This window comes from Enterobacter cloacae complex sp. SHL020 (genome assembly GCF_049236945.1).
Taxonomy (GTDB): domain Bacteria; phylum Pseudomonadota; class Gammaproteobacteria; order Enterobacterales; family Enterobacteriaceae; genus Enterobacter; species Enterobacter dykesii.
Window position 1 is genome coordinate 93,053 of the sequence record NZ_JBMKJF010000009.1, and the last position, 22,884, is coordinate 115,936.

The 22,884-nt window shown below is 51.3% G+C and carries 14 protein-coding genes and 4 pseudogenes; 9 read left to right on the forward strand and 9 right to left on the reverse strand.

What is annotated here, in order from left to right; translation table 11 throughout:
- Positions 1-101: 101 nt before the first annotated feature.
- From ACOTZB_RS18830 to ACOTZB_RS18850, 5 genes are all read right to left on the reverse strand, one after another.
- Positions 102-5,666 carry a DUF3320 domain-containing protein gene (locus tag ACOTZB_RS18830; RefSeq protein WP_421628146.1) on the reverse strand — a complete coding sequence of 1,855 codons (5,565 nt, stop codon included), beginning with the start codon at positions 5,664-5,666 and terminating at the stop codon, positions 102-104.
- Positions 5,667-5,931: 265 nt separating this feature from the next.
- Positions 5,932-6,294: a YibL family ribosome-associated protein gene (locus tag ACOTZB_RS18835; protein ID WP_010436679.1), complete on the reverse strand. Its 363-nt coding sequence runs from the start codon at positions 6,292-6,294 to the stop codon at positions 5,932-5,934.
- 58 nt (positions 6,295-6,352) lie between these two features.
- Entirely contained in the window at positions 6,353-6,943 is a 591-nt protein-coding gene (mtlR, locus tag ACOTZB_RS18840; protein ID WP_023309920.1) for a mannitol operon repressor MtlR, read from the reverse strand.
- Positions 6,940-8,088, reverse strand: coding sequence for a mannitol-1-phosphate 5-dehydrogenase (gene mtlD / locus ACOTZB_RS18845; protein ID WP_023309921.1), 1,149 nt, complete (start codon positions 8,086-8,088; stop codon positions 6,940-6,942). Before mtlD ends, mtlR begins: the two co-directional genes overlap by 4 nt.
- Before the next feature lie 98 nt (positions 8,089-8,186).
- Complete coding sequence (locus tag ACOTZB_RS18850) at positions 8,187-10,094, reverse strand: PTS mannitol transporter subunit IICBA (protein WP_023309922.1); 1,908 nt, start codon at positions 10,092-10,094, stop codon at positions 8,187-8,189.
- A 659-nt stretch (positions 10,095-10,753) separates the two neighbouring features.
- Between ACOTZB_RS18850 and ACOTZB_RS18855 the strand changes: the two genes are divergently transcribed.
- From ACOTZB_RS18855 to selB, 5 genes are all read left to right on the forward strand, one after another.
- Positions 10,754-11,110 (forward strand): DUF3302 domain-containing protein, encoded by a 357-nt coding sequence (locus ACOTZB_RS18855; protein ID WP_045400278.1) that lies wholly within the window; start codon positions 10,754-10,756, stop codon positions 11,108-11,110.
- 2 nt (positions 11,111-11,112) lie between these two features.
- Positions 11,113-12,249, forward strand: coding sequence for an HlyD family secretion protein (locus ACOTZB_RS18860; protein WP_421628148.1), 1,137 nt, complete (start codon positions 11,113-11,115; stop codon positions 12,247-12,249).
- A 90-nt stretch (positions 12,250-12,339) separates the two neighbouring features.
- On the forward strand, positions 12,340-12,948 hold the full coding sequence (locus tag ACOTZB_RS18865; RefSeq protein ID WP_033147022.1) for a glutathione S-transferase: 609 nt from the start codon (positions 12,340-12,342) through the stop codon (positions 12,946-12,948).
- A gap of 103 nt (positions 12,949-13,051) precedes the next feature.
- Entirely contained in the window at positions 13,052-14,437 is a 1,386-nt protein-coding gene (gene selA / locus ACOTZB_RS18870; RefSeq protein WP_196350877.1) for an L-seryl-tRNA(Sec) selenium transferase, read from the forward strand.
- Positions 14,434-16,272: a selenocysteine-specific translation elongation factor gene (gene selB, locus ACOTZB_RS18875; RefSeq protein WP_421628149.1), complete on the forward strand. Its 1,839-nt coding sequence runs from the start codon at positions 14,434-14,436 to the stop codon at positions 16,270-16,272. The genes selA and selB overlap by 4 nt, the downstream gene beginning before the upstream one ends.
- 3 nt (positions 16,273-16,275) lie before the next feature.
- On the opposite strand, the gene ACOTZB_RS18880 is transcribed toward selB, so the two are convergent.
- On the reverse strand, positions 16,276-17,160 hold the full coding sequence (locus tag ACOTZB_RS18880; protein ID WP_223604870.1) for an ROK family protein: 885 nt from the start codon (positions 17,158-17,160) through the stop codon (positions 16,276-16,278).
- 165 nt (positions 17,161-17,325) lie between these two features.
- Between ACOTZB_RS18880 and aldB the strand changes: the two genes are divergently transcribed.
- Positions 17,326-18,864 (forward strand): aldehyde dehydrogenase AldB, encoded by a 1,539-nt coding sequence (aldB, locus tag ACOTZB_RS18885; RefSeq protein WP_421628152.1) that lies wholly within the window; start codon positions 17,326-17,328, stop codon positions 18,862-18,864.
- On the opposite strand, the gene ACOTZB_RS18890 is transcribed toward aldB, so the two are convergent.
- On the reverse strand, positions 18,861-19,823 hold the full coding sequence (locus ACOTZB_RS18890; protein WP_193805457.1) for a LysR family transcriptional regulator: 963 nt from the start codon (positions 19,821-19,823) through the stop codon (positions 18,861-18,863). The genes aldB and ACOTZB_RS18890 overlap by 4 nt on opposite strands.
- Before the next feature lie 120 nt (positions 19,824-19,943).
- On the opposite strand from ACOTZB_RS18890, the gene ACOTZB_RS18895 reads away from it, so the two are divergent.
- On the forward strand, positions 19,944-20,684 hold the full coding sequence (locus ACOTZB_RS18895; protein ID WP_421628154.1) for a MipA/OmpV family protein: 741 nt from the start codon (positions 19,944-19,946) through the stop codon (positions 20,682-20,684).
- Between the two features lie 288 nt (positions 20,685-20,972).
- Positions 20,973-21,044 (forward strand): annotated as a pseudogene (locus ACOTZB_RS18900) (type II toxin-antitoxin system HicB family antitoxin); the annotation flags it as partial.
- Positions 21,045-21,079: 35 nt separating this feature from the next.
- Here the strand turns inward: ACOTZB_RS18900 and ACOTZB_RS18905 are convergent.
- A pseudogene (locus ACOTZB_RS18905) lies at positions 21,080-22,157 on the reverse strand (type I restriction endonuclease).
- Positions 22,158-22,352: 195 nt separating this feature from the next.
- Positions 22,353-22,454: pseudogene (locus ACOTZB_RS18910) on the reverse strand (hypothetical protein); the annotation flags it as partial.
- 48 nt (positions 22,455-22,502) lie between these two features.
- Between ACOTZB_RS18910 and ACOTZB_RS18915 the strand changes: the two are divergent.
- Positions 22,503-22,856 (forward strand): annotated as a pseudogene (locus ACOTZB_RS18915) (helix-turn-helix transcriptional regulator); the annotation flags it as partial.
- Between the last annotated feature and the right edge of the window lie 28 nt (positions 22,857-22,884).

Here is a 22,884-nt window from a genome sequence, read left to right on the forward strand (position 1 = left end):
AACCGGAGAAGAAAGAAAAGGGGAATTGGTTGGGCCAATTTGAAGCGGGGCTCCACAGTATAATTGTGGGCCCCGCAGAAGAGTTAATCGAATTTCAGGAATTAGACAGCATTTTGAATAGAAGCGGTATTTCCGATGACTATCAAACCATCTTGTTGCTTAAGACGGTTATCTTTAATCTCCAGCTCAATAACATCGGAGATCACTTTTCGAAGAACACTACTGGTTGATTTAAAACCAAGCATCCTTGAGACAGATGTAATGATTTCATCTTCAGTTGCTCCCAGGCTTGCGCTAACGATGTCAAATATACCCGAAGCGATTTCTATAGGTGCGATCAGTTCTGGTTTACGCAAGCCTGCAGACAAGACGTTCTGTCTATTACGAAGTCGAATAGTTACTTCCTTGTGTATGAAAAATTCATGTTCCTTATAAATATTACCTTTCCTGCAGGCAATTTGAGCAGCATGACTAACAACGCTTTCTATCCGTGCACCAGCCCGTTGTAATCCCCATGCGGAGCGAAGACGAGTTATTACTTCGTTAATATGGATAGGAGATTCTGTGAAGACTATTTTTTCAACCATGTCAGCAAGTATGCCGGTTGGTGTTTCATGTAAAGCATATGAAAGATTGGCTTCGGGCTGTGCTTCTTCATAACTCACAGACTGGTCATTAGCGGAATCAGTTCTATCAAAACCAACCTCAATAACATCTTCTCGTTCCACTGCCACGATATCTACAGGAACAGCTCGGGAACGCCCGTATGTAAGTTCTGCTCTGCTATTCAGTTCTGCTTTTGCATTATCAATAGCATCAATAACTTTTTGCAATTGTTCCTCTGGTCTTTGGAACCAATCCGTACTCCAGATTCGGTGTATTATCCAACCATGATCTTCAAGAACGGCTTGACGTAAACGATCACGCTCTCGGGCAGACCGAGAGGAATGATAAGCACTGCCATCACATTCGATCCCGAGAAGATAACGTCCCGGTAATTCAGGATCGGCAATTGCTAGATCGATAAAGAAGCCAGCAATTCCTACTTGCGGGTGTACTTGATAGCCTCGGTTCTGAAGTGCTGAGGCGACTTGTTCTTCAAATACGCTATCCATCGGACGCCCGGAAGCTGTGGACATTGATAAGCGTCCTGTACGGGCATATTGAAGGAATAGTTTGAACGCTATTACGCCAACACCTTTCGCTCGCTCAAGATCAATATCTTCATCGGTGATCGATGCAAAAACCTCACATCGACGTTTTGCACGGCTAATCAGCACATTCAGCCGTCGCTCACCACCTTGCGAACCCAGAGGGCCGAATCGCATTGCCAGATAGCCTTGTTTATTGCGCGCATACCCTACAGAGATCATGATGACATCACGTTCATCACCTTGGATATTTTCCAGGTTTTTAATGAAGAATGGCTCTCCTGGATGGGCATTAAAGAAATCCTCATATTGAGGATTTAAACGGCGAAGAACCTCTAACTCATCCTGAATAGCCTTACGTTGTGAAACCGAGAATGTAGCGACTCCCAGTGACAATTCGGGATTCTGCTGTACATGCTCAAGAATTGCGGTAGCAATTCTTTTTGCCTCAATAGGGTTGGCATTACCTGCACCTGATTCGAAAACACCGTTTTCAACATAATGGAATCGCAAGCCCATACCCGCCTCTTCAGTGTATGGGCTTGGTACTATAAACAATTTGTTTTCGTAGAACTGACTATTAGAAACCGCAATAAGCGACTGGTGTCGACTACGGTAATGCCAGCGGAGCATTCGCTGTGGCAAGCCTCTGGCAACAAACAATCCAAGTATGCTTTCGATATCTGCTACTTGCGTCGAATCTTCATCCCCATCATCGTTACTGGCTTCAGTCATACGAGAGAAGAAACTGGTTGGCGGCAATTGCCTTTCGTCCCCGACAACAACAACTTGCTGACAGCGCGCAATTGCACCTATGGCATCGACAGGCTGAATCTGGCTGGCTTCGTCCATAACGAGCAAATCAAATTTTTGCTTACCTGGGATCAAGAATTGTGCGACAGAGAGTGGGCTCATCATCATGACCGGTTTGATTGCCTGAATTGCCGGGCCCGCTTTAAGCATCAATTGGCGAATAGGCATATGGCCTCTTTTCCTCGCCATTTCGGCACGCAGGACTCCAACCGGACCTGCCGCTCCGATTTTTGAAGGAATACGACGATGGTGTGCCCGAGCGACCTCAATACTTGAGCTCTTGATACGGCGTAAATCCATTTCGGCAAAGTACTGCACTTTTCGGTTATGAAGTTCACCGTCGAAGCGGGAAAGAGACGGTGTCTCTTTAGCCATTAAACTGAACAGCGATTCATAATAGGTATATTCGACCGAACTATAACAAGTTGATAATGGTAAGCGCCCATCCTCAAGCCGTTCTACAACTTCTGAGAGTCCCAAATTATTTGCCTGGTTGCTCCGGTGTTGCCAGGCAACCCATTTAGACAGTTGTTCGGCATTTTCAGTCCAGGAGGTTAGTTTTTGCAGGACACTATCGATACGTAAATGCTGATTATCCAAATGGAAGAATTCGTCGGTGGACGATTCGAGTTCGTTGGCCAGATTTTCAAGTTCATTAATGATAGAGACACGTGTCGCTGAAAGTTTATTAGCGGAGTTCAGTAACTCACCACGATCGTTTACGGTCGCGCATATGAAGCGTAAGTCACCGTGTTTTTCAATCCATGTACAATCGCTAACGATATTTTGCCAGTTGGACAGTGTACCTCGCCATGCACTACCCAATGCTGCGCTTCCCAATTCGTATTGGGATTCGATGGCCTTCTTTTGATATTGCAATGCGATAATCTTCTTGACCAGCGCCAGACGTTCACCAGGGCGATCTGGCGGATCTTTAAACACCTGTTGCGATGTTGAATCTATACGACTAAGTTTTTCAGCCATAGCTTCAACATAGCTTAATGGAACACGCTTAATAGAATAATGATTATCAAACCAGGATTCTGCAGTTGCGCCAAAAGCCTTCCAAAGTTGTTTCAGTTCAATATCGGCTTGATTAAGAAGCTGCTCCAGTTTCTGGCTAAAGTGCCTCAACGTTTCACGATCAGACAGTTGGCTCGCCAGTAAACGTGCTTCTGAACCAACATCTTTAAGCGTTGCCATCCATTCTACTAATGCCTTCAGAGCACTGCTGTCACTGTTTTCACCACGCCAATGTGAGCCAAACGCACTGTTCCCAAACTCGCTAGCGTTGGCGATGTTTTTTCGTAGCGCTTGCGCCTGAATAACCTTATCCAAAAGCTCAATTTGCTGCTGAATAGGTTGATTTGTATTTCGAATGAGGGAGTGAGCAAGTGCACGTGAACGACGCCATTCGCTGTTCAGTATTTTGAACATCCCAGTATGTATCGCAAGGTTATGACGAATTTGTGTGAGTTCGGTATCCCATATGGTCTCCGAAACATGGGGATCGATTTTCTGACGCAAAGAATGTAAATCAGCGATTGAATTGACCAACTCTCTGGCTTGTTCGACACCATGCTCCCATACGGAAGCGACAAAAGCTTGCGGGCTCGCATCGGGGGCATCAGCTACGCGTATGCTGAGTTCAATCAGATTATTGATTTCCTGAGATGAACGATACAGAGATTCAGTACCTAGCTCTTTCGTCAGATGGGCCACTGTTAATTGAATTTGCGGTAATAGTGGTAGTAATGCTCTGGCAGCTGAGAAGGCATCTGGCAAAAGATCCTCTGGGACTGTTTGCAGTTCATCTCTGAATTCAAGTAGAGGGGTATCAAACTGTTCATCATGAAGCAGGTCTTTGATTTCCTCGAAATTATTTTGATACGTTGTACCCTGCTCAATTAGACTTTTTATTTCGTAAAGAGAGTTAGACCAGACAGGATTAACTAGTGCAGCTTCCTCTAACTCAGGTGCCTGATTTATGAGGTTAGCAATCTGAAAAATTATGTCCGCCTCGTTGAAAAGTACTGGTTCAGGTGTTATTCCAACTCGTACAGCTAAAGTCGCTATAGTGTTTTGAAAGTCATGTACTTTGTGTAACAACGTAGTAATTTTTGGCATCAGGCGATCGAGTTCACCCGGTAAAACGGATTCTCGTTTGACACCATTCCAGGGATGATTATGGGGTAGCCCAATATTCTCAATTCGTTCAATAAGCTCTTTAACGAGATCCAGTCGTTTTATCAGATCGTTATTACTCCATTCATCGAAGCCATGAAGAATGAAGTCCGTAGGTGTTTGTTCATTTTGACGCAATCTTACCAATTGCCCAATCACCTGATAAGGGCTCAAACCCGAAGGTGTATAGACTTTGTGGAGGCGCGCTGGGTGGGCATTCAGAGAGTCACGAGCTTCGGTTAAGTTCTCAATTAATTCATCAGGAAATTCACCGCGGGGCGAACCTAAATCCCATACTCGCTTCAACTCCTCGAGTAAAAGTCGTTTATTGGCCTTGTTGCTATGAAGTTCTAAACAGGCATCACCGACTCCTGTTTGGTCGAGACGGCGTTTGACGACTTCAAGAGCTGCCATTTTTTCTGCAACAAAAAGTACTGTTTTTCCATCCGCGATAGCCGACGCAATAATATTGGCTATTGTCTGTGACTTACCCGTGCCAGGAGGTCCTTGTATGACAAGGTTTTTACCTCTCCTTACTTCATGGATCGCCAGCGTTTGAGAGCTATCGCTATCCATAATATGAAGCATATCTTTAGGCGTGATAAGGTGGTCTATAGAGCTGTCTTCTGAAAGTAGTCCGTCGCTTTCATCAAACCCTTCTTCCATGAGGGCGCGAATAAGATATTTTGATGTAATAGCTTCATCATCGGGCCAGTTTGCAGGATCGAGATCTCGATACATCAAAAATTTAGAAAATGAGAACAAACCAAGGATGATGTCATTTGTTATAACTTCCCAGTCTGTTTTCAATGCTATTGATTGCTGTACAGCTTCAAAGTAACTACTTATGTTAATTTCATCATCATCAGATTGCATTACAGGTAATGTGATCTGATGTACGCGCTCAAGGAATGCTTCCAAAGAGAGGTTAGGAATGATGTCTTCTGAACGTGCTTTTAGTTTAAATCTTTCTCCAGCACTACCGCGTTCCAGACTTACTGGCACTAGTATCAGAGGAGCATAACGGACATTCTCTTTATTGGCGGGATCTACCCACTTTAATGTGCCCAGTGCCAGGAAAAGAATGTTTGCGCCTTGCTCCTCTTCAAGCGTTTTGGAGTCGTGGTACAAATCAAGTAATCGAGTTTGCAACCCTTTAGGGGTTAAACGAGTCTGCAGTTTAGTATCAAGATGCTGCGATTTTATTTCGGTGTTTGTTTCATCAAATTGATAAATAAAAGATTTTTCGTCTGAAAGACCATCTTCAGTCTCCTGATCGTCTTCTTTACCTGATTTACCATGCAAAAATGTGAACGTTTTTTTTTCATTAAACAGAAGGTTGTAGACCAGTTCAGAACGTTCATCAATCACTTCCAGGAAACGTGTATTCTTCGATCGCGGAATGTTGAGTAATCGGTTTCTTGCGCCTAAATCCAGAAGTTCAGCCCTGGCTTTTTCAAGTTTTTGTTCTAAAGAAAGGGCGCTGTTTTGAAAGGTAGAGCTCTCAGTAGAATTCATAAAATTTATAACCTAATGCAATGACATACCATCATGCCAAAGAAATATATTATATTTCAATGACGTGCCGTGTGTATTAGTTAGATCTAAAGGAATGAATGTCCACTTTACTCTTAAGAATGAGAATTGTGAACCTGCAGATTTTACTCTTGCTTGTTTACATTTACGGGCAGTAACCCTGTTGTTTTGGACAATAAAAAACCCAATACATTCTTCCAATGAATATATTGGGCTGGTTTGTATAAAATTTTACTTAGATTAAGTATCAGAACGCGGTCTTACAAAAACCCGTCATCTCTTTCAGGCCCATTTCGCGGCCAAGCTCGGTCATCGGGTGCACCACCACCAGACCACGGACGCTTTTCTTCAGCTTGCCCATGTCGGCCTGTTCTTTTTTGGTGATCGCGCGGCGGTGCGGCATGTTCATCAGCTTCTGCGCTTCTTTGCTCAGCTTCTGGCCTTTCACTTCGCGCAGGCGCTCGATTTCTGTTTCCAGCGTGGCGGCTTCTTTTTCCAGCTCGGCGTACTTCTCGGCGGAATCGACCAGTGACAGGCCAGCCATCTGATGGCGGATCAGATCCAGGCGGTCGCTCAGGCGTTTAATTTCGTTCTTTTCGACTTCTTTCATGACAAATAACTCTGAAAACGGGGAATTTACAGGGAAGGATACACCAATGTGAGCAGGCTTACTTCTGAAACGCTTTTTTTAAGCTGATTCGGGAAATCAGCTCAGTCAGGGAGAGAACCATCGTGGAACGGACAACCTGTTGATAACGCAGCTTTTGCATCGCGTAGAGCTCAGGGTCGCTGTTATCAAAATGGGGAGCAGGGGGCAGCGCGGTGACGCAGTGCAGCTCGCCGAAGGGCCCCAGGATCTCATCATCGGTAAAGGTGTACTCGTTACCGTCATGATTGAGTTCTTCGCGCAGCGCCATTAACAGCTCCGCATCTTCATACTCTTGTCGGTTGAGCACGCCAAGACCATAAATCAGCTTCAGACGCACGGATAGATCGCCCAGCGGTCCGTCTCCGTCCAGTAACGGTTCTACAGCATACTTTACCGCGTAGTCGTCTTTGCGAAACACCTGAAGCACCAGGATATTCACCGCCTCGGTTAACAGCTCGACGGCGGCAATCAGGAAGCTTCGTACGGTTTTGCCAGCATTCAGACGCTCAAGCACACGATTTTCAAAGGCCTGGGTTTGTTCCATTATTGCCTGCATATCTGACAATCTATTATTTGGGCGCAGGTTAACCTGCGCCGCACTGTGCATCATTTGGTTGCGTTGTATGCGTTAACCGCCTCCACAACCACGTCGCTGTTGGCGTCCAGACCGGAAATCTGCGCCAGCGCAGCCTGCGCGCCTTTGTCATCAATCAGCTGAGCCAGTTCCTGCGCCTGTGGGTCCTGCTCGCTGCGGTAGTGCATCGCGGCTGCAATGCCTTTCACCAGGTTGGCGTGCGGCAGGCCGTATTCCAGCGTGCCCAGCAGCGGCTTAATCAGACGGTCGCCCGCGCTCAGTTTGCGCAGAGGCTGACGGCCCACGCGCTCAACGTCATCTTTCAGATACGGATTTTCAAAGCGACCGAGTATTTTCTGGATGTATGCTGCGTGTTTATCAGCATCAAAACCGTAGCGTTTGATCAGCACCGCGCCGCTCTCTTCCATTGCCCCTTTTACCACCGCGCGGATCTTCTCATCGAGGATCGCATCACGAATGGTCTGATGACCGGCCAATTTTCCGAGGTACGCGGTTATAGCATGCCCGGTGTTCAGCGTGAAGAGTTTGCGTTCGACAAATGCCATCAGGTTATCGGTTAATTCCATTCCCGGAATGGTCGGCAGGGCGCCTTTAAACTGGGTTTTATCAACGATCCACTCGCTGAAGGTTTCCACAGTCACTTCCAGCGGGTCGTTGGTGGCGGATTCAGACGGCGGAACGATGCGATCCACGGCGGAATCCACAAACCCGACGTGCGCTTCAACCCAGGCTTTGTCTTCATCTGCTACAGCGTTGAGCACGTGGCCTTTCAGCTGCGTGGTGCCGCGCACCATGTTTTCACAGGCGATGATGTTCAGCGGGGTGTCGATGCCCTGCGCTTTACGTTTTGCCAGGCCTTTCGCAACCGCAGGGGCGATACGCTCAAGAACGACCGGACCCACGGCCGTGGTGACCAGATCGACGCTGGCGATCAGGTCGATAACGTCTTCCCCGATGCTGCTCACCGCGTTGACGCCGGATACCGTCTCAACCTGCTCGTTTTCACCGACTACATGGACCTGATAGCTATGACGCGCATTCAGGGCATCCAGGACCACCTGATTCACATCGGCGAATGTCAGCGTAATGCCCGCATCTGCCAGCAGTTTACCGATAAAACCACGACCGATATTACCTGCGCCAAAATGTAATGCTTTCATAGTGTTAACCTTCATCAATGTTTTTACCCGAGAGGGCTGGGGTGAGGAACGTTTCCCCTCACCCTAGCCCTCTCCCCAGAGGGGAGAGGGAAGAGGACTTATTTGTTAAGAAGTGCCAGGACTTCTTCCACGCTGGTAGTGCTCGCCAGACGCGCAATGACAGACTCATCGTCCAGCGCGTTGGTCAGGCTGGTAATCACCTGAATGTGCTCGTTGTTGCGAGCGGCGATACCAATCACCAGACGGGCGATGTCGTCTTCTTCTTCACCGAAGCGCACGCCCTGCGGATACTGACAGAATACGACGCCGGTTTTCAGGACGCGATCTTTCGCTTCAACCGTACCGTGCGGCACCGCGATGGATTCGCCCAGGTAGGTTGGCGTCAGTTTTTCGCGTTCCAGCATCGCGTCAACATATTCAGGCTGAACGTAGCCTCCTTTCACCAGCTGCTCGCCGGCAAAGCGAATCGCTTCTTCTTTGGTTGCCGCTGTGCGACCGAGGAAGATGTTTTCCGCACCCAGTTTGAACAGGTGGGCGTTGCTCTCGTCAAAGCTGTCCTGCAGGCTTGAGCGCACTTTCACTTCGTTGTCTTCGTGACGCTGCGCCGCAACCAGACGTTCGGTCAGGCTGGTGTACAGGCCGCTGTCGAGGAAGTTAGTCAGCGAAATGTGCTGTGCCTGCGGTACCTGGCGCATGGCGCGTTCAGTCAGGTCGCGGTGCGTGATGACCAGGTCAACGTCCGGCGGCAGGCTGTTAATGGCGCTGTTGGTGACGGAGATGTTGGTCAGGCCCGCATCCTGCACTTTCTTACGCAGCACGCCTGCACCCATTGCGCTGGAACCCATACCGGCGTCACAGGCAACGATGATTTTACGCACGTGGCTCAGGTCGTTAGAGACATCACCAGCCGCCAGCGGGGTCGCGCCTTTGGATTCGGCTTTCATGTCGTGCATACGACGGGTCGCCGCTTCGATATCGTCGTCTTCTTTCACTTTGCTGGTTTTCAGCAGGATAGAAGAGACCACGAAGGAGACCGCCATTGCCGCACAGATGGCCGCGATGTTCGCGAAGTACGCCCCTTTTGGCGTCATCGCCAGCACCGCCAGGATAGAACCCGGAGAGGCTGGAGACACCAGACCGCCGCCCAGCACGCTCAGGGTGAACACGCCGGTCATACCGCCAAGGATAACGGCCAGGATCAGACGTGGGTTCATCAGCACGTACGGGAAGTAAATTTCGTGAATACCGCCCAGGAAGTGAATGATTGCCGCACCGCCAGCAGACTGCTTAGCGCTGCCGCGACCAAAGAACATGTACGCCAGCAGAACGCCCATACCCGGACCCGGGTTAGCTTCAATCAGGAAGAAGATGGATTTGCCGAGATCGTGAGACTGCTGAATACCCAGCGGCGAGAAGATGCCGTGGTTGATGGCGTTGTTCAGGAACAGGATTTTCGCCGGTTCAACGAAGATAGACGCCAGCGGCAGCATGTCGTGCGCAACCATGAAGTTAACGCCTGCCGCCAGAATTTTGGACAGCACTTCAACCGCAGGGCCAATGCCGAGGAACGCCAGAATCGCGAGGATCATCCCGATGATGCCCGCAGAGAAGTTGTTCACCAGCATTTCGAAGCCGGATTTGATCTTACCATCAACCCAGACGTCGAATTTCTTAATCGCCCAGCCGCCCAGAGGACCGGCAATCATTGCTCCGAGGAACATCGGCATATCCGCACCGACGATAACACCCATGGTCGTGATAGCGCCCACTACGCCACCACGGTCACCGCCCACCAGACGACCACCGGTGAAACCGATGAGCAGCGGCAGGAGATAGGTAATCATTGGGCCAACAAGTTTCGCCAGCGTTTCGTTAGGCAACCACCCTGTCGGAATGAACAATGCAGTGATGATACCCCACGCGATAAACGCGCCGATATTAGGCATCACCATGTTGCTGAGGAAACGACCAAAGCTTTGAACTTTGATCTTGAAATCGGATGACATAAAACACCCCTTCTTCTGTTTACGCTTAGGCTTGCGGCCCGAGGTTTATTGTTAATGAGGCGGCAGAGGTAGCCGGGCCCTGTTCTGATGCTGTGAAATCTGGCACTGAATCGTTCAACTGTCCAGACAGCGAAAATTTGTGTGACGCATGTCACGTAAAGATAGGGGGTGAGGATGTCAATGAGGTGATCCTGGTCACAAAAAAGGTGGGCAAAAAAAATACGATGGCGAGAAATACGGCAAAAACCACCCTTTTCTGTGATGGTTGTCACGCTTTGGTTTTGTGTGTTTGTTTCTGGATTGTGACTGATTTCACAAAATATTTTTATGCAGATTTCTCCGGCTGTGATCGGCGGCAAACTCTGTTTAGCGATTCGGCGTCAGGATGGCATAGCGCAACACGTTAAGCTAAAAAACCACTTTTGATGTGTGGTATGGCGAAAAGTTAAAACGTGGATTACGCTCATATTGTAAGGTTAAGTATATTATTATTCAGGATATATTTTGACACGCTTATAAACTTGCACGGAGATATTATAAAAACCGATACTCCCCGGCTCTGAAATAACCAGCATACCTTATGTATTTCAAAATAAATTAATTAGGTTGCGTACTGTTTTATTAATTCAATGAGTTGACGTTGTTTAAGTGAGGAGAATATGTTTCTCAACTATTTTGCGCTGGGCGTATTGATTTTTGTATTTCTGGTTCTGTTTTATGGAATCATCGCCATCCATGACATTCCTTATAATATGGCCAAAAAGCGTAACCATCCGCATGCCGATGCGATTCATACGGCAGGCTGGATTAGCCTGTTTACGCTCCATGCCATCTGGCCGTTCCTGTGGATATGGGCCACGCTGTACCGTGAAGATCGCGGCTGGGGGATGCAAAACCACATCACCAAGCCTGATGAGGTTCCGGGCATGGATGCGCTGGCCAAACGCGTGGCAGAATTAGAACAAAAGCTGGCCGCGGTAAAGCCTGCTGCTGATAATAACACGCTGGAGCGCTAATCATGGATCTGTTGATTATTTTGACCTACGTGGCATTTGCCTGGGCCATCTTTAAAATATTCCGCATTCCGGTAAACCAGTGGACGCTTGCCACCGCAACATTAGGCGGGGTGTTTATTGTTGCCGGACTTATTCTGTTAATGAACTATAACCATCCGTACACCTTTACGGCGCAAAAAGCGGTTATTTCTATTCCGATTACGCCGCAGGTTACCGGGGTGGTTAGTGAAGTGACCGATAAAAATAACCAGCTCATTAAAAAAGGCGAAGTGTTATTTAAACTGGATCCGGCCCGCTATCAGGCGCGCGTCGACAGACTCCAGGCCGACCTGGTGACCGCGACGCATAATATCGACAATCTTAAAGCGCAGCTGGCGGAAGCCGTCGCCAATACGACGCGCGTTTCCGCAGAGCGTGACCGCCTGTATAAAGATTATCAGCGCTACCTGAAAGGCAGCCAGGCGAAGGTGAATCCGTTCTCTGAAAGCGATATCGACAACGCGCGGCAGAACTATCTCGCGCAGGATGCGCTGGTAAAAGGCTCCGTTGCTGAACAGACGCAAATTCAAAGCCAGTTGGACAGCATGGTGAACGGCGAGCAGTCGCAGATTGCCTCCTTACGCGCGCAGCTTGCCGAAGCCAAATACAACCTGGATCAGACCGTGGTCCGTGCGCCAAGCGATGGTTATATCACCCAGGTGCTGATCCGTCCGGGGACGTACGCCGCCGCGCTGCCGCTGCGTCCGGTGATGGTCTTTATTCCTGAACAGAAGCGTCAGATCGTGGCCCAGTTCCGTCAGAACTCGCTGCTGCGTCTGAAGCCGGGCGATGAAGCGGAAGTGGTGTTTAACGCACTCCCGGGTCAGGTGTTTACCGGTAAGCTCACCAGCGTTCTGCCAGTAGTGCCAGGCGGGTCTTATCAGGCACAGGGTGCGCTGCAGGCACTGACAGTCGTGCCGGGTACGGATGGCGTACAGGCGTTGATTGAGCTGGAGCCTAACGCCGATGTCGATGCCCTGCCAGACGGTATCTATGCCCAGGTGGCGGTCTACTCGGACCATTTCGCCCACGTCTCGGTGATGCGTAAAGTATTGCTGCGCATGACCAGCTGGATGCACTACCTCTATCTCGATCACTAATCCTTCCGGGGCAGGAATGCGACACGCAAACCTGCCCTTTTTTCATCGCTTGATCCATACTGACTTTTTTCCGGCATCAAGGATCAGGCAATGAAACTCATCGGTAGCTACACCAGTCCCTTCGTGCGAAAGATCTCGATTCTCCTGCTGGAGAAAGGGATTGAATTTGAATTCATCAATGAACAGCCCTACAACGCTGAAAACGGCGTCGCGCAGTACAACCCGCTGGGGAAAGTCCCGGCGCTGGTGACGGACGAGGGCGAATACTGGTTCGATTCCCCGATTATTGCGGAGTATATCGAGCTGCTGGGCGTTGCCCCGGCAATGCTGCCGGCTGACCCAAAAGCGGCGCTGGCAGTGAAGCAAATTGAAGCCCTGGCCGATGGCATTATGGATGCGGCGTTAACCTCCGTGCGTGAACAGGCAAGGCCCGCCGCCCAGCAGTCGGAAACGGAACTGTTACGCCAGCGGGAAAAAATCAGCCGCAGCCTGGACAGGTGCGAACAGCTTATCCGGGAAGGAAAGATTCAAACCGACAGCCTGAACCTGGCAACCATCGCCATCGCCTGCGCCATCGGCTATCTCAACTTCCGCCGGGTTTCTCCTGGCTGGTGCGTCGACCGTCCGCTGCTGGTGAAACTTGCAGACACGCTTTTTAGCCGCGAGAGCTTTGCCCGTACCGAACCGCCAAAGGCTTGACGCGGGTTATAACACTTAGGCGTCGGAGGTTGTACAATCCCTCCACATGTTAACTCCCTCTCCCGTCGGGAGGGGGGAAGATATTTACTCGCCAGGCGCCTTCATGACTACTCATCATTCGCTGTACAGCCAGATCCCCGCTACCGACCGTCTCCTTCGCGAGCCCCGCATTCATGCTGCCGTTGAGCGTTTTGGCCATACCGCGACGGTGGAGATGTTACGCCTGCTTCAGGACGAAGCCCGATGCGCTATTCAGTCAGAAAACGCCTTGCCCGAATGGTGCGCGGCGTGGGAGCAGGAAGTTGAGCACCGGCTGGATGAGAAAGCGCAAAGCGCGTTACGCCCGGTGATTAACCTGACCGGTACCGTCCTGCATACCAACCTGGGACGCGCGCAGCAGGCGGAAGAAGCGGTGGCTGCGGTTGTACAGGCCATGCGGGCGCCCGTGACGCTGGAGTACGATCTGGACGGCGCCGGACGCGGGCATCGTGACCGGGCGCTGGCGGACCTGCTGTGCCAGCTGACCGGCGCGGAAGATGCCTGCATTGTGAATAACAACGCCGCAGCGGTGCTGCTGATGCTGGCGGCCACCGCCAGCGGCAAAGAGGTGGTGGTTTCCCGCGGCGAGCTGGTGGAGATTGGCGGGGCGTTTCGTATTCCGGACGTGATGCGCCAGGCGGGCTGCACGCTGCATGAGGTGGGCACTACCAACCGCACCCATGCGAAAGATTATCGCGCGGCGGTGAATGAAAATACCGCCCTGCTGATGAAGGTTCACACCAGCAATTATCATATTGAAGGCTTCACCAAAACGGTTGAAGAGGGCGAGCTGGCGGCGATTGGCCGCGAACTGAATATTCCGGTGATTGCCGATCTCGGCAGCGGCTCGCTGGTGGATCTGAGCCTTTATGGGCTGCCGAAAGAGCCGATGCCGCAAGAGATGATTGCCGCAGGCGTCAGCCTGGTCAGCTTTTCCGGCGACAAGCTGCTTGGCGGGCCGCAGGCCGGGATTATCGTCGGCAAGCGCGAGCTGATTGCGCAGCTCCAGCAGCATCCGCTCAAGCGCGCCCTGCGAGCCGATAAAATGACGCTGGCCGCGCTGGAGGCGACGCTGCGGCTCTATCTCCATCCGGAGAAACTGGCCGACCGCCTGCCCACGCTGCGTCTGTTAACCCGCGATGCCGCTTCGATTCGCGCCCAGGCCGAATTACTGCTGCCGCGCATTGCCCCGTGCTACCCCGATTTTGACGTTCGCATTGAACCCTGCCAGTCGCAGATTGGCAGCGGTTCGCTGCCGGTGGACAGGCTGCCGAGTGAAGCGCTCACGTTCACCCCGCGTGACGGGCGCGGCAGCCACCTTGAAGCCCTGTCGTCGCGCTGGCGTGGCCTGCCCGCGCCGGTTATCGGGCGGATTTACGATGGCCGAATGTGGCTGGATCTGCGCTGCCTTGAAGATGAAGAGCGATTTCTGGAGATGTTGTTGAAATGATTATTGCCACCGCCGGTCACGTCGACCACGGAAAAACCACGCTACTGCAGGCCATTACCGGCGTAAACGCCGATCGCCTGCCGGAAGAGAAAAAGCGCGGCATGACCATCGATCTGGGCTATGCCTACTGGCCCCAGCCTGATGGTCGCGTGCTGGGCTTTATTGATGTGCCGGGGCATGAAAAGTTTCTGTCCAACATGCTGGCGGGCGTGGGCGGCATCGATCATGCCCTGCTGGTGGTGGCCTGCGATGACGGCGTGATGGCGCAAACCCGCGAGCACCTGGCGATCCTGCAGCTAACCGGCAACCCGCAGCTGACCGTGGCGCTGACCAAAGCCGATCGCGTGGATGATGCGCGCATCAGCGAGGTGCGCGAAACGGTCCAGGCGACTCTGCGGGAGTATGGTTTTGCCGACGCATCGCTTTTTGTCACCGTGGCGACAGAAGGGCGTGGTATCGACGAACTTCGCCACCATTTGCAGAACCTTTCAACACGTGACCACGCCAGCCATCATCGTTTCCGTCTGGCGATCGACCGGGCGTTTACCGTAAAAGGTGCGGGGCTGGTCGTGACCGGCACCGCGCTGAGTGGTGAAGTCAGCGTGGGAGATACGCTCTGGCTGACGGGCGTGAATAAACCGATGCGCGTGCGCGGGCTGCATGCACAAAACCAGCCCGCTGACCGTGCCCACGCCGGGCAGCGTATCGCGCTGAACATTGCCGGGGATGCGGAAAAAGAGCAGCTTAATCGCGGAGACTGGCTGCTGGCCGATGCCCCGCCGGAACCGTCTGAACGCGTGATTGTCTCCCTGCAGACACACATGCCGTTGACCCAATGGCAGCCGCTGCATATTCACCACGCGGCCAGCCATATCACCGGGCGCGTGTCGCTGCTGGAAAACGACCTTGCCGAGCTGGTATTCGATTCGCCGCTCTGGCTGGCAGATAACGATCGTCTGGTACTGCGTGACATTTCTGCAAGGGAAACGCTGGCGGGCGCGCGCGTGGTGGCGCTTAACCCACCCCGACGCGGCAAGCGTAAGCCGGAATATCTGCAGTGGCTGGCCGCGCTGGCAGAGGCCAGCGATGATAACGCCGCGCTGCGGGTGCACCTCGATCGCGGGGCGGTGAGTCTGCGTGATTTTGCATGGGCACGCCAGCTGAGCGGGGAAGGCTTACGGCAGCTGACCCAGGAGCCGGGCTTTATTCAGGCCGGCAACAGCCTGCTCAATGCCCCGGTTGCTGCGCAATGGCAGCGTAAGATACTGAACACGCTTGCGACTTACCATGAACAGCATCAGGACGAGCCTGGCCCGGGGCGCGAGCGTCTGCGACGCATGGCGCTGCCGATGGAAGACGATGCGCTGGTGCTGCTGCTGATCGAAAACATGCGCGAAAGCGGAGTGATTAAAAGCCACCACGGCTGGCTGCACCTGCCGGATCACAAGGCCGGGTTCACCGCCGAGCAAGAGGCCATATGGCAAAAAGCGGCCCCGCTGTTTGGCGATGAGCCGTGGTGGGTTCGCGATCTGGCTCGCGAAACCAACACCGACGAGCAGGTGATGCGTCAGGTATTGCGCCATGCGGCGCAGCAGGGGCTGATAGTCGCGATCGTGAAAGATCGTTATTACCGTAACGATCGCATTGTGGCGTTTGCCAACCTGATCCGCGAGCTGGATCAGGAGCGGGGCTCTACCTGCGCAGCCGATTTCCGCGATCGGCTGAACGTGGGCCGCAAGCTGGCGATACAGATCCTGGAATATTTCAACCGTATCGGCTTTACCCGCCGTCGGGGTAATGACCATCTGCTTCGTGACGCGCAGCTATTTCCCTGAGCGCTACGTGTGGCGGGAGAGTTTTTGCTTTGCCAGCCATACCGCGCCCAGTCTTCCTGCCTGGTTACCCAGCTCGCAGGGCAGAATGGGCACTTTGAGTGCTTCCCATTCCTCGAATTGCTCCAGGTACTTATCGAGCAGGAGATAAATTTTCTCCTGCTCGCTTACCCCTCCGCCAATCAGCACTGCCTGTGGATCGAACATCGAGATCACGCTATAAACGCCGCGCGAGAGAAAATGCGCCCAGGCTTCAATAGCTTCGCGCAGATGCACGTCGCTCTCCATACGTTTAAACAGCTCCTTGCCGTCAGGCATTTCTTCTTCTGAAACGGCCAGCGCGCGGCGGCAGGCTTTCATCAGGCCGCTGGCAGACGCAACCTCGTGCATCGGTTCGCCCTGGTCCCCCACGGGCAGCACGCCAAATTCGCCGGCGCGGTAATGCGACCCGCGATAGAGATCGCCTTCCATCACAATCCCGCCACCGATGCCCGTGCCGATGGTGATACAGACGAAATGCTCGTAATCCTTACCCGCGCCCTGCCAGCGCTCGCCCAGCGCCGCACAGTTGGCGTCGTTTTCCACGGTGACGGGAAGATCGGTCAGATCGGCGAAGAGTTCGCACAGGTTTTCGCTGTCGAGATAGTCGAGCGCGCCCGCTTTAGCCGCTTCGCCGCTATGGTGGTTAATATGGCCGGGAAAGCTCACGCCGATACCGACGATATCGTATTCGTCCTGATACGCTTCAACTACCGCTTTCCACTTCTTTTTGAAGGTGTTTTTATCCTCAGGGGTATCGTACTCGTCTGTCGTCAGCTCCTTGCCATTTTCATCAATCACGCCGTGCTTGATATGGGTTCCGCCTACGTCAAAACCGATAAATAGCTGCATCGCATCGTTCCTTATGAGCTCTTGACTTGTTAAGTATGGCTCAGTGGCAGAAACGAAACGTAAAGTACGGTAATCCGTGATACGGCTCGTAAACCCGTCACCCACTGGCGAGAAAAACGCCAGCCGGAACTACCCTTGTTGTACACCAACAGCAAGGAGACGGTCATGACAAACAATCCTCCCTCATCGCGTATCCAGCCCGGCGAGTATGGTTTTCCCCTCAAGCTGAAGCCTCGTTATGACAACTTTATTGGCGGCGACTGGGTAGCTCCCGTCGACGGCGAATACTATTCCAACCTGACCCCCGTAACCGGCCAGCCGCTGTGCGAAATAGCCAGCTCCGGCAAGCGCGATATCGATCTGGCGCTGGATGCGGCGCACAAAGCGAAAGATAAATGGGGCCATACCTCAGTTCAGGACCGCGCGGCTATTTTGTTCAAAATCGCTGACCGGATGGAGCAGAATCTGGAGCTGCTGGCGACGGCGGAAACCTGGGATAACGGCAAGCCGATCCGGGAAACGATGGCGGCAGACGTGCCGCTGGCCATCGACCACTTCCGCTATTTTGCCTCCTGCATTCGCGCTCAGGAGGGCGGAATAAGCGAGGTAGACAGCGACACCGTGGCGTATCATTTCCGCGAACCGCTGGGCGTCGTCGGGCAAATCATTCCGTGGAACTTCCCGCTGCTGATGGCGAGCTGGAAGATGGCGCCCGCGCTGGCGGCCGGCAACTGTATTGTGCTCAAACCGGCGCGTCTGACCCCGCTCTCGGTACTGCTGCTGATGGAAATCGTTGGCGATCTCCTGCCGCCGGGCGTGATTAACGTGGTCAACGGTGCGGGCGGTGAGATAGGGGAATATCTGGCCACCTCAAAACGTATCGCCAAAGTGGCGTTTACCGGGTCGACGGAAGTGGGCCAGCAGATTATGCAGTACGCCACGCAGAACATCATTCCGGTGACCCTGGAGCTGGGCGGGAAATCCCCGAACATCTTCTTCGCGGACGTGATGGAGGAAGAGGATGCCTTCTTCGATAAAGCCCTGGAAGGGTTTGCGCTGTTTGCGTTTAACCAGGGCGAAGTCTGCACCTGCCCGAGCCGCGCGCTGGTGCAGGAGTCCATCTATGAGCGCTTTATGGAGCGGGCCATTCGCCGCGTAGAGTCTATCCGCAGCGGTAACCCGCTCGATAACGTCACGCAGATGGGGGCGCAGGTCTCGCACGGACAGCTGGAAACTATCCTCAACTACATCGACATCGGCAAGAAAGAGGGGGCGGATATTCTGACCGGCGGTCGCCGTAAGGTGCTCGGTGGGGATCTGCAGGAAGGGTATTACCTTGAGCCGACGATCCTGTTCGGTCAGAACAACATGCGCGTCTTCCAGGAGGAAATTTTCGGACCGGTACTGGCCGTGACCACCTTCAAAACGATGGAGGAGGCGCTGGAGATTGCCAACGACACGCCGTATGGCCTGGGAGCCGGCGTCTGGAGCCGTAACGGTAATCTGGCTTATAAAATGGGCAGAGGCATTCAGGCCGGGCGCGTCTGGACCAACTGCTACCACGCCTATCCGGCGCACGCGGCATTTGGCGGTTATAAGCAATCGGGCATCGGGCGTGAAACCCACAAGATGATGCTGGAACATTATCAGCAGACGAAATGTTTGCTGGTCAGCTACTCCGATAAACCGCTGGGGCTGTTCTAGTCGCCCAGCTCAGGCCGTCCATGGGCGGTCTGAGCTATTTGCTGGCGCAGGCAGTTCAGAACGCCATCCAGAACGTATTGCACGCGCCAGGGTTGGTATTCGCGTTTGCGGAAGATGGCCGTCAGATCGAGCCACCACTCTTCCTGATGCGGGAAGCAGGGGACCAGCATCCCTTGCGTTAATTCTTTTTTCAGACTCTCTTTTGGCGCAAAAACAATCCCAAGATTATTTCTTGCCAGCTCCAGGGCCGTCTGCGTATTGTCGCAAATATAATTACCGGTCACCCGGTAGTCATGCACGTTATCGCTGCCATGCACGCGGAAACGCCATATATTTGCATCATCGACCAGCATGGAGTCAATGAGAATACAGGAGTGATTAATTAAATCTTCAGGTCCCTTTAAGGGATGTTTATTTAAATACTCAACGGTTGCAAATGCCGTAACGGAATATTTTGTTAACACGCTGGCAACCAGACTTTCGTCTTTCGGCTGCGCATAGGTAATTAAAATATCGCAGTCATCTGGAAACGAAACACCTTCAGCAAATTCATTGCGATCCAGATTGTACGTTTTCAGGGATATGCGGATGTCACCGATATCCTCGATTTTGTGGATCACATGTCGAGACAGATAGGTCACAATACCCGTAGGGGCGTAAATCGTGACCTTACCGCGTTTTTCATGCTTGTAATCAGCAATGAAATTAACAAGTTGCGTGTTTTTATCCAGCGTGGCGTTAACGTAGGGAAGTAACGCTTCACCGAACTGAGTAAGCGCCAGCTGGCGCGTGGTGCGTTCAAAAACCTTGAGTCCAACCCGTGTTTCAAAATCAGACAGATATTTACTGACGTTGGCCTGCGCCATGCCCAGCAGGGCGGCGGCATCACCAATGCTGCGAGTTGCTGCGATGACGGATATGATTTTTAATTCGCGTGGCTTTAGCTGTAAATTACTCATCCTGCGCACCCATCTATATGATTTTATATATAATATTATATAAACCGCAGCGTTGCATTGGCAAATTTGTAACCATTATTATGCGCCTCGCTTGTTTGGCATTTTAATGGATTACATGTAATGACTATTAAATACAATTTACTCATCGCTGCCACGATATTTGCAACATCATCAGCAATGGCCGGTGACTTTTCACTAGGAGCGGGGGCTGTATTTAATGAGTCTCCTTACAAAGGCTATAACGAAAATACGACCGCAGTACCGTTAATTAGCTACGAAGGCGATAGCTTTTATGTTCGCCAGACCACGGGCGGATGGATCCTGTGGAAAGACGCAAAAAATGAACTCAGCCTGACCGCATCGTGGATGCCGCTGCATTTCGATCCAGATGACAACGACGACCATCAGATGAAAAAGCTTGATGAGCGTAAAGCTTCTGCCTTCCTCGGCGGCGCGTACTACCGCCACGAAAGCTGGGGTTCGCTGAAAGTGGCGGTCTCGGGCGATGCCACGGATGAAAGCGGCGGTATGATCGGCGAGGTTTCATACTTCCGTCCAATCAGGATGGAACGCCTGACCCTGACGCCCTCTGTCGGTATTTTCTATAGCGACGAAAGCTATAACGACTACTACTACGGTGTATCCGGCAGCGAGTCTCGTCGCTCAGGTCTGGATGAATACACCGCCGGTGACAGCTGGACACCATACGTTGGCCTGGCGGCCAAATATCAGTTAACCCAGAAGCTGTATCTCAACGCCAGCGCGGTCTACACCGTATTGCCTGACGACGTGAAGAACAGCCCGATGATCGACCGCGACGACAGCTTCGCGCTGATGACCGGCCTGACCTGGCGTTTCTGATGCGCTAAAGCCGGGTGGCGGCTTCGCTTACGCGGGCCTACATGGACTGCCATCGCAGTTTTACGTAGGCCCGCGTAAGCGAAGCGCCGCCGGGCATATTTGATAGTACCCATCTCCCGTTTCCCTTCCCGTAATGACTCCCTCCTTAATATTCCTGATACGCTAATGCGATCTGCGCCATCAATAAAGGTGCGCATCATGTGTATCATTCTTAAAGAAATTTAAACCGGGCACTCTCGCCCGGATTTGGCGACGGGCGCGAATTAAGCACGGATATCAGGAGTCGTTATGTTTTATCCGGCTTACATTCATTCTGACTTCGACGGTAGTGCCAGCGGCTTTTTCCCTGACGTTCCAGGCTGAGGCAGCACGTCGCGTGCTGCCTGGGTAAAAAATTAATTATATAGAGCTGCTGTCGCTCTCAGGATATCAGCAAAGGAATAGATATCATCGACTGTCGTTATAGGATGACGCGTTTCGTTTTTTTCTATGTCGAAAAGTCCGATGTATTTTTGCGTACGATTAAAATGCAATCGGCAAAGGGGTTTGCGGTTGTTGTCATCTACAAGAATACCAAAGTAACTTTTGGTATCTCTGTGAGTTATACGGGGTGCCTCCAGTACTGCTCTGGTGATTGCTTTAACAATATGATATCCCTCGAGCTCCTCTAGCGTTGTAACCACATCACTTTCATCTTTATATTCGTCTTCCTCAATCTGTGATGACTCATTTGGAGTATCGATGATCGCTGGAGTTATGCCCGTAATAGCTGACTTAAGTCGCTCATTAACCTGATCATTTATGTACTGGCTTGCAGCTTTTTTGGTCAAGTTAAAAAAAGACTCTCTGACTTTTTGAGTCAGAATCCCATCATAAACCCGGGATGCAAAAAATTTCACAAAGTCATCTTCAGGATTATTTAGCTGAGAATGCAGGATTTTTTTTGATTTGGCTGACATATTTTAATTCACCAGCAGCATTGATAATTGATTCTAAGTCAAACGAAGACTTAGTTAATTTTTTTAGCTCAGGTATTATATTTTCGTCAATATCAAGAAGATCTACTTCCAAAAATGGTTTTTCATCCATTTTATTGGGAGCATCCAGATCTGTAAAAAATTTATAATTTTGTCCATTGGTGAGGATTGAAATTCTGGCGTTTGTTACATGAAAATACCTGAATAACTGCGAAGCATGATTTATATTTAATGGTTCGCCAATTTTCTTACATTCAATAAGTATCTGAACGTCATTATTTTTCATTATGGCATAATCGATTTTCTCGCCCTTTTTTGTACCAACATCACAGACAAATTCAGGTGTTACCTCTGAAGGATCAAAAACATCATAACCCAGAACGTTATGAATGAATGGCATTACGAATGCAGTTTTTGTTGCTTCTTCAGTATTAATTGCATCAAGTTGTTGTTTTATTTTATTTGATAAGGCATTTAACCTTTCTGTGAATTCCATGGGATGTCCTTATTTTTAACTGTGTGTCTTTATGGAATAACACTAAAATGCATGTCAGACAATGGTATGTCTGAGTTGGACGGCTGCAAAAAAACAATATCGAGGGTTAGATCACATTGTCTTTCAGTCGATGATAATCCGTGAACTCGGCATCACTGAGCTTGATAAAAATATTATATATCCATAAAGGTGACATTATTCTTGTTTATGTTTATCCACCCAAATCCGCATCTCTGCTACTCCCCTATTTGCCCAACTGAACCGAGGTATAAAGGTTGGCGTGCAGTGCTGGCGCTGGAGATGATTTTATAGGAGGTGTCGCTCTCTTCAGGGAATGGAGACAGCGTGGATCAGGCCGGTGCGGCGATGGCGTGGAAGGCGAAGCAGCTTATTCGCACGCAGTTTCATTTACCGCTTTCGACGCCGCAGCTGGCAAAAGCGTTGCACTGCAATGCCGATTACCTGGGGCACGTATTTCGCCGGACTTTCCATTTAACCCTGACGGAGGTGATACATCGCCAGCGCGTCAGGGCAGTGGAAAAGCTGTTGCTGGATGGATCTGCGTCGCTTACCTAAGTAGCAAACCGCTGTGGTTTTAATGACGTGGGCTATTTTCGGCAAATATTTTCAAAGCATACGGGCTTAACACCTGCCGTCTGGAAACGGCGGTATTGTAAAGAGCATAATAATTCCAGCTGAGCGCCTCCTATTTGACCTATCACACCTT

Excerpts from the sequence above, each read along its gene's own strand:
- ACOTZB_RS18850 (WP_023309922.1), bottom strand. The coding sequence starts at position 10,094 with ATGTCATCCGATTTCAAGATCAAAGTTCAAAGCTTTGGTCGTTTCCTC.
- ACOTZB_RS18830 (WP_421628146.1), bottom strand. The coding sequence starts at position 5,666 with ATGAATTCTACTGAGAGCTCTACCTTTCAAAACAGCGCCCTTTCTTTA.
- mtlR (WP_023309920.1), bottom strand. The coding sequence starts at position 6,943 with ATGATGCACAGTGCGGCGCAGGTTAACCTGCGCCCAAATAATAGATTG.
- ACOTZB_RS18860 (WP_421628148.1), top strand. The coding sequence starts at position 11,113 with ATGGATCTGTTGATTATTTTGACCTACGTGGCATTTGCCTGGGCCATC.
- ACOTZB_RS18835 (WP_010436679.1), bottom strand. The coding sequence starts at position 6,294 with ATGAAAGAAGTCGAAAAGAACGAAATTAAACGCCTGAGCGACCGCCTG.
- selB (WP_421628149.1), top strand. The coding sequence starts at position 14,434 with ATGATTATTGCCACCGCCGGTCACGTCGACCACGGAAAAACCACGCTA.
- ACOTZB_RS18890 (WP_193805457.1), bottom strand. The coding sequence starts at position 19,823 with ATGAGTAATTTACAGCTAAAGCCACGCGAATTAAAAATCATATCCGTC.
- mtlD (WP_023309921.1), bottom strand. The coding sequence starts at position 8,088 with ATGAAAGCATTACATTTTGGCGCAGGTAATATCGGTCGTGGTTTTATC.
- ACOTZB_RS18865 (WP_033147022.1), top strand. The coding sequence starts at position 12,340 with ATGAAACTCATCGGTAGCTACACCAGTCCCTTCGTGCGAAAGATCTCG.
- ACOTZB_RS18880 (WP_223604870.1), bottom strand. The coding sequence starts at position 17,160 with ATGCAGCTATTTATCGGTTTTGACGTAGGCGGAACCCATATCAAGCAC.
- selA (WP_196350877.1), top strand. The coding sequence starts at position 13,052 with ATGACTACTCATCATTCGCTGTACAGCCAGATCCCCGCTACCGACCGT.
- ACOTZB_RS18895 (WP_421628154.1), top strand. The coding sequence starts at position 19,944 with ATGACTATTAAATACAATTTACTCATCGCTGCCACGATATTTGCAACA.
- ACOTZB_RS18855 (WP_045400278.1), top strand. The coding sequence starts at position 10,754 with ATGTTTCTCAACTATTTTGCGCTGGGCGTATTGATTTTTGTATTTCTG.
- aldB (WP_421628152.1), top strand. The coding sequence starts at position 17,326 with ATGACAAACAATCCTCCCTCATCGCGTATCCAGCCCGGCGAGTATGGT.